The 6,837-nt window shown below is 54.1% G+C and carries 9 protein-coding genes; 5 read left to right on the top strand and 4 right to left on the bottom strand.

The genetic code is table 11. The features are described from left to right. Positions 1–239 precede the first annotated feature (239 nt). The 3 genes from PF66_RS32970 to PF66_RS33635 are packed head-to-tail and all read left to right on the top strand — an operon-like array spanning position 240 to position 2,068. Positions 240–893, top strand: a complete 654-nt coding sequence (locus PF66_RS32970) for a hypothetical protein (RefSeq protein ID WP_152973141.1) — start codon at positions 240–242, stop codon at positions 891–893. 51 nt (positions 894–944) lie between these two features. Beyond that, complete coding sequence (locus tag PF66_RS31500; RefSeq protein WP_054064891.1) at positions 945–1,493, top strand: glycoside hydrolase family 19 protein; 549 nt, start codon at positions 945–947, stop codon at positions 1,491–1,493. Beyond that, entirely contained in the window at positions 1,490–2,068 is a 579-nt protein-coding gene (locus PF66_RS33635; RefSeq protein ID WP_054064892.1) for a lysis system i-spanin subunit Rz, read from the top strand. Before PF66_RS31500 ends, PF66_RS33635 begins: the two co-directional genes overlap by 4 nt. Positions 2,069–2,585: 517 nt before the next feature. Here the strand turns inward: PF66_RS33635 and PF66_RS31510 are convergent. Together PF66_RS31510 and PF66_RS31515 are read right to left on the bottom strand one after the other, a co-directional pair. Then, a complete protein-coding gene (locus PF66_RS31510) occupies positions 2,586–2,801 on the bottom strand; it encodes a hypothetical protein (RefSeq protein WP_054064893.1) in 216 nt (71 codons plus the stop codon). Between the two features lie 201 nt (positions 2,802–3,002). Next, positions 3,003–3,212: a hypothetical protein gene (locus PF66_RS31515; protein WP_054064894.1), complete on the bottom strand. Its 210-nt coding sequence runs from the start codon at positions 3,210–3,212 to the stop codon at positions 3,003–3,005. Between the two features lie 415 nt (positions 3,213–3,627). Here PF66_RS31515 and PF66_RS31520 point away from each other — a divergent pair, with 415 nt between their 5' ends. Next, positions 3,628–4,950: a tyrosine-type recombinase/integrase gene (locus PF66_RS31520; RefSeq protein ID WP_054064895.1), complete on the top strand. Its 1,323-nt coding sequence runs from the start codon at positions 3,628–3,630 to the stop codon at positions 4,948–4,950. 120 nt (positions 4,951–5,070) lie between these two features. Further along, entirely contained in the window at positions 5,071–5,271 is a 201-nt protein-coding gene (locus PF66_RS31525; RefSeq protein WP_054064896.1) for a hypothetical protein, read from the top strand. Positions 5,272–5,724: 453 nt separating this feature from the next. Here PF66_RS31525 and PF66_RS31530 read toward each other — a convergent pair whose 3' ends face one another. Both PF66_RS31530 and PF66_RS31535 read right to left on the bottom strand, forming a co-directional pair. Beyond that, on the bottom strand, positions 5,725–6,186 hold the full coding sequence (locus PF66_RS31530; protein ID WP_054064897.1) for a type II toxin-antitoxin system YhaV family toxin: 462 nt from the start codon (positions 6,184–6,186) through the stop codon (positions 5,725–5,727). Next, positions 6,186–6,503, bottom strand: a complete 318-nt coding sequence (locus tag PF66_RS31535; RefSeq protein WP_054064901.1) for a type II toxin-antitoxin system PrlF family antitoxin — start codon at positions 6,501–6,503, stop codon at positions 6,186–6,188. The genes PF66_RS31530 and PF66_RS31535 overlap by 1 nt, the downstream gene beginning before the upstream one ends. Between the last annotated feature and the right edge of the window lie 334 nt (positions 6,504–6,837).

The following is a 6,837-nucleotide window of genomic DNA, read 5'->3' on the forward strand; positions in this document are numbered from 1 at the left end:
TCTTTTGCAAACTCGTCGGCTAGCACAAAAACTTTCTCGGTGCCGGGATGCAATCCAAGTAATTCTGTTGCCTTTGTCCTGCCAATGAACAACGAAACAGGCAATGGCACAACGGCGCGCCAGCTCGAGGCGCAGATGGGCGCCGATGTTGTTTATTGCAGAAATTTTCTAGGAGGCTACCCGGATAGGCCCAGTATTTCTTGGGCAACCATGCGGTTAATCGTCATGAGGTGGAACTAATGAGCTATGGCCTATCCGTTGTGAATGACTCTGGAGCCGTGTCGATAGATTCGGAGTTCTCAAGGCTCTGCGTATTTCACAGGGGCAGATACGTGGTTTCTGGAGGAGCCGGTTCTATTGGGTTCTCAGCGCCAATCCCTTCGCAGGAGCCGCCCCTGGTTTTCCTGAAACCTGACAATAATTCCGGGTCAGTGGCTGTCGGCTGCATCATCTCTGGCGCCCCTGGTGCATGGACGGGGGTCACGATCACGGGCACGAACAGTTCCGGAAGCCTTTTTGTCGCTGCCTTTAAAGCGTCTCCTGTCAGTGATTATGGGATGAGGCTTTGGGACTCAGGCGGAAAACTTATTTTTGATTCAGGAAATTCAGCGGCAGTTTTCACTAGAGTTCTTCAGAACTGGACATACACCCACTCAACTGTTGACGCTCAGGGGTATTACACCAACTACTACTATGTTCCTCTAGATTTGAGTTCTGGTGACTATCTCATGATAAATAACGCAAGGATGTGGATGATGGCTGCGAATAATACATCCAGGGTCACCGGCATGTTTTTTGATTTTGCTTCCGGCGTTTTAAGGTTTACGACGACGGCTATTCAAAACCCATTCTACTTTTCTCTTCCTGCGATATTCGGAAAGCCCGTCGCCTGAGTTTCAATCGATAACAGTCACTATACGAATTTTCTCTAAGGAGGTGGGCTTATGCCGATCACCCAGAATCAGTTGCTACAGATCCTCCCCAACGCCGGCGCCAAAGCCGGCGTTTTTGTTCCAGCGCTCAACACGGCCATGTCCAGGTACGGGATTGTCGGCCGACTGCGCGTGGCCGCGTTCATCGCTCAGATCGGGCATGAGTCAGGCCAGTTGCGTTGGATGAAAGAGATCTGGGGCCCGACGCCGGCGCAGCTCGGTTACGAAGGCCGCAAGGACCTGGGCAACACCCAGCCAGGCGACGGCTCAAAGTACCGGGGCCGCGGTCCGATCCAGGTGACTGGCCGTGCAAACTACGCGAAGTGCGGCGAAGCCCTGGGGCTTGACCTGATCAACCAACCAGAACTGCTCGAACAGCCGGGGCCGGCCTGTATGTCTGCTGCATGGTGGTGGGCAACTCATGGCCTGAATACGCTGGCCGACGCGGGCAACAACGCCGATATCGGCAGCATCATCAACACCGGCCGGCCTGGGCGGACGCCAAACGGCGCTGCCGATCGCCAGGCCCTCTACGAAACCGCGCTGAAGGTGCTGCCATGAATGAACAGGTCGCGAAGCTGATCGTGTGCATTGTGCTGGCCCTGGCACTTATCGGCGCGGGTGCCGCTGCAGCATGGAAGTGGCAGGCCAATGCCTACGACAAGCTCCTTGCTGATCAGGGGGCAGCCTACCAGGCTGACCTGTCCTCGATCGCCGCCGCTGGTGCCGAGCAGGCCCGACAGGCACTTGAACAACAACAGGTAGCGCAGCAGGCGCTGGCCGACCTCGATGCAAAATCTACCCGGGAGAAAGCTGATGCACTGGCCCAAAATGAATTGCTCCGCCGGCTGTATGGCGGCTCGCAGGCTGACAATGAAAAGCTTCGTGCTGATGTTGCTGCTGGTCAGCGCCGGCTGCGCATCGCCGGCACATGTTCAGTCGGTACCGGTGGCGGGAATATGCCCCAGGCCACCAGCGCCACCAGCCTGGGCGATGCAGCCACCGTCGAACTCGCTCCAGCTACTGGACGAACTGTTTTCGATATCCGCGCCGGAATTGCCAGTGACCAAACAGCCCTGAAGGCACTGCAGGCGTATGTGAGAGACGTGTGTCCTATGGGAGCCGCCACTTATTGATGAATGGTACGAAATAGCAGGTACGTTGGATTGCCAGGCAAATGGTCTGAGAGTAATGTTCAAGAGGGCTGGAGGAGAGGCCTTTCAAGGCCTGCCTCCATTTGAGCAGGTCGCATATGGACTTGCCTGAGGAAATGGCTTCTTACAGGGGCTAACATATGATTTCTTCCAGCTTTTTTGAGCGCTAGCCGTGTGCCTTGTCTGCGGCTGGCCAGCCTTCCGATCCCGATCTCTTGGCGGATGGGAGGAGAGGCACTGTGCTTACTGTGGGCTCTATCGGGTTTCGAAGATTCTGCTTACCGAGATGCAGTTCAATGGTATGCAGTTCGATACTGACAGAACTAGGAGCTGGCTTGTTTCCTGTCGGGCCTCTGACCCTCTCCCCATGATCACGGCTGAGAATGCTTTTACTCTGACGCGCTAGGGAATTTGTGAAGCAGCCTGACTCATTGAAGCTCCTGGCTCCAAACGCAGTCCGGGAAAGTTTGAGGCAGAAATTCTAGTATTGGGGAAGACTCTATCTCCGTACAATTTTTCCTGACTTCACCTCATCCATATACCCCCTCAGCCGGTCAGCATGATTATGCAGGTTACGTATCAGCTCTAAGGTTTCTTTTGGAATTTCATGGCTCTTTTTCGTTGAGACGATGAACAAATCATAAGCTGCGTCTTCAATGGCTAGAGCAGCAGCTTCAAGGTCGTCGTGCAGCTCACCGATCGTCTCGGTTGTCATTTCTCCATCCTATTTGGGGGGGGAAGCACAGACGCGATCTCGTGCTGCCCAATGAAGGATTGCCGCAGGTGCCTCGAGACTACTGTGAAACTCTTGGTGTGTGGCATTCAGGTGTATTGTCTCGATAGATACGTAGCATGAAAACCCATAGTCAGTATCGGTAGAGCTCAATTTTCACCTTAAGTTCAGTAGGTGAGCCTGTCACTCCGGTGCATCGAGCACAGCCAGGCCTAATTTGATGAACTCAAGGTTGTTGTCGAGCGCTTCCAGCGCTGACCTGATGTTCTGAGCTGTCTCTACGGAGCCTCGCTGCTCAACCCAGTTGCTCAATTCCTCGACTGCTGCGCCTAAGGCCAGTTGGTTTTCGTTGAGTTTAGCGATTACCGCGATAAGCAGGTTTTTGTTTGACATGGGTGATCCTCCGATATGGAGGAAGGGTATCAGAATGGAATGGGGGGAGGAGGTTCGGCAGAACGCCAGGGAGGGGAAAATCAGTTCCGCAATCAAGGAGTTGTGCCTTGATTTTCAAGGCCTGCGCGCCTGCTGGAAATTCCTGGTTGCGGAACCATTTTTGTCGTAAGTCATTGAAAAATATGAGCAATACCGAAGATTGCAAATCCATCTACGCCGGTTCGATTCCGACCTCGGCCTCCACATTACGTTCCATAGAGCGCTTACGAGTTCTCTGGAACCCCCGAAAAACCTGCCTTCTGGCGGGTTTTTTCGTTTTTGCGTTCCGTCGGGTTACAGGTTCATCCGCGGATATCCAGTCGTTTTAAGGGTAGTCTTAGGGGTAGTCTCCGGTTCGAATAAGGAGAGTACCCTTATGTCACGCACAACGATTCCTCTCGCGGATACCGCTTGTCGCCTCGCCAAAGCCGCTGAGCGCCCCTACAAGCTTTTCGATGGTGATGGCCTCTACCTTCTGGTTCAGCCCAACGGCCGTAAAGGCTGGCGCCTCAGGTATGTGAAACCTGATGGGCGGGAAGGGTTGACCTCATTGGGTAACTACCCAGTGATTGGCTTGGCGGATGCCCGGCAGAAGCGTTTGGAAGTGAAGCAGATGCTCGCGGCTGGTATTGACCCCGTAGAGAACAAGCGTAAGGCCAAACAGGACGATATGGTCAATGGCGCGACTTTTGAAAGTGTCGCGCTGGGCTGGCACAAGAACATCTCCGCCAAGTGGTCGCCTGACCACGCCAAGACGGTCTTGAATCGCCTTAAGGCCGATGTTTTTCCGCTGATTGGTGCCCGAGCCATCACGAACCTCGATACCTATGATCTGATGCAGCCGGTGGAGGCGATCAGGGCGCGGGGTGCAATCGATGTTGCCATCAGGGTTCAGAGTTTCCTGAAAAACATCATGCGTGAGGCAAAACGCCTACGTCTGATCTCCGAAAACCCGGCCCACGATCTTCAGGGCCTGATCACAGCGCCGAAAGTCATTCATCGGCCAGCCTTATCGTTGTCACGCCTTCCAGAGTTGCAGGCCAGAATCAACGCGTATTCGGGGCGCAAATTGACCCGGTTGGCAATCATGCTGTCGCTGCATGTATTTGTACGTTCCAGCGAGTTGCGCTTTGCACGCCGCAGCGAATTCGACCTCAAGCGTGCACTCTGGGAAATTCCGGATACGCGTTCTGAGTTGGAGGACGTGCCTCATTCGACTCGAGGTACGAAAATGGCAGGCGACGTTCATCTGGTTCCGTTATCGCCACAAGCGGTGAGCCTGCTCGAGGAGATTTTCGAGCTTACTGACGGCTTTGAGCTGGTCTTTCCTGGCGATGCGAAACCTTGGAAACCCATGTCCGAAAATACCGTGAACAAGGCGCTGCGGGTCATGGGTTATGACAGCAAAACGGAAATTTGTGGCCACGGGTTCCGGACGATGGCCTGCAGTGCACTGGTTGAGTCTGGGTTGTGGTCAGAGACGGCCATTGAGAGGCAGATGAGTCATCGTGAACGGAACAGTGTTCGCGCGGCTTACATTCATAAAGCAGAGTTTATCGAGGAACGCCGGCTGATCATGAACTGGTGGAGCCGGTACCTTGAGGCCAATCAGCGTGAGCATGTCACCCCCTATGAGTTCGCGAATCAGGTGGGCAGGAACGTCGTCCGGTTGAAGAAAAAGCGTGGCAGTACGAGGTAGCAATCTGTGCTGATGAATACGCCCTGGCTGGGGAACGTGTGAATACCTATCGTGGAGTGCCTTTGAGAAAGCGCAGGCATTGCCGATACACTCAGCTCCGATGACCCGAGTCTGCTTCTGATGAAACTGTCCGATGCTGTATTGATCCTGCTGTTGGCCGCCCGTATCCATGGCACGGATGAGGCCGTGCGGGCGTCAGCCAAGAACTGCGTGAAGAAGCTGCCGCGGAGCAAGCGGGACCCGATCTATACGGTGATCAACAGTCGTCGGCCGATGGAGTTGGTGGCCTTGATGCTCGAGAATCTGGATTTTGAAGATTAGGGTGGTAGGTCTCAGCGGATCAATCTTTGGATCGAGCGGGCATTTGCCCTTGTTCAACTTACGCCAATCATCTGACTGGTCAGATCGGCGAACGCCCTGAACCGATCCATCTGCTGCATTACCGGAGTGATAACCCATCCAAATATCGCTGCCGGTTGGCGCTTGTGCAATTGATCACCCAGCTCGCGAAGCAATACGAATATCCCGAGTCAGAGTTCACGCATCTGGGATGCACTGTTCGACTGCTATTGGATTATACGATTCTGGCCTGCGGAAACAGCTTTTGTAATCGCAGAGCATTTGGCCATCCATATAAATCAAAAGGTTATGAACGGGGAATTGGATTTGTACCCCCAGATGTGCCCCTTTCAAAAGCAGCTATGAATGGATTCCAGTGGACGCAACGAGGAGGGATCGGTTTCAAACGTGCAACCCCTCACCCACTTGCGCAATTTATGCTTTGGGCTCGTCCCAGTAGCTACGCGTCGCAGCAGTCAGCGCATCCCAGTCATCAGGAGGGTTACCGCGGCCCAACATCTTCTCGAATACTGCGTAGGGATCGGATTTGCTGCCAGCGGAGCGTAGGGTGTTTTCGTCGTTGACCCATGCATAGATGATGACCTTGGACCTTGAGTCGTAGCGAAAGAAGAGCCGAAAGCGCCTGCCGATTTTTGCACGGCGCCAATGTCGGTAGGCGGTGCCCAGCGTGTTGCCTTGGCGGAACTCATCACGGCCTGGGTCGGCAGGCACAACGTCCATGATCAGATGGCTCAATGCCCGAAACAGCTTGACGTTGGCGTTGCTCTCAAAACTTAGCGGGTCGTTCTGCTCGGCCCGGACGGCGGCTTCTTGCAATTTGCGTAGCTGTAACGTCACACCTTCATGGAACAACAGTGTCCAGCCATGCCGCAGCATCAGATCGCGACCTCACCATCGATATCTTCGTCTAGGTTTACGGAGTGGTTTGCGTTGGCGAGCATGGTTTGCGCCAAGTCTTCCGGTAGGGTGGTGAGGTTGCTTCCGCTTCGGACATCAGCCTCCAGCAAACCCAGGAACGCACCGATGGCAGGGTCTTCGTGGGTAGTTTCCACGCGGCTGACTACGATTTCACCCCCGCGCACATCGAATGCAATCTTGCCACCAGTGTCAATGCCCAAAAGCTGGCGAACGGATTTGGGCAGTGTGACCTGTCCCTTCGAGGTCAGCGTTGCGATTTCGTGGATTTCAGGCATGGGCGTTCTCCCGGATGTATTGATTGAATCGTAAGGAATAATCCTTACTTGGTCAATCTTGGTTTTCAGCTGATTAAGCATAAGCAGGATGAAAGCTCGGAAGCACCGCAGCATGAGTTACACCATCCCTTAGGAAACGATAGGAGCTTTTACGGTGCCGCGAGTTTTGAGTCTGACGCGGATTGATTCACAAATGGTTGGTTATATAGTAAGCGCCCGGGGAACTCACCTTCCGAACTCCAGCATTAAGGGCGATGGTGTCCACGTATTTTTAAGTGGAGAACATCGCCCTTATCGCAGGGATCGGGTAGGTGTCAACGCCAACCCAAAACTG

Origin of the sequence: Pseudomonas asplenii, assembly GCF_001293465.1 — a bacterium.
Lineage (GTDB): Bacteria > Pseudomonadota > Gammaproteobacteria > Pseudomonadales > Pseudomonadaceae > Aquipseudomonas > Aquipseudomonas fuscovaginae_B.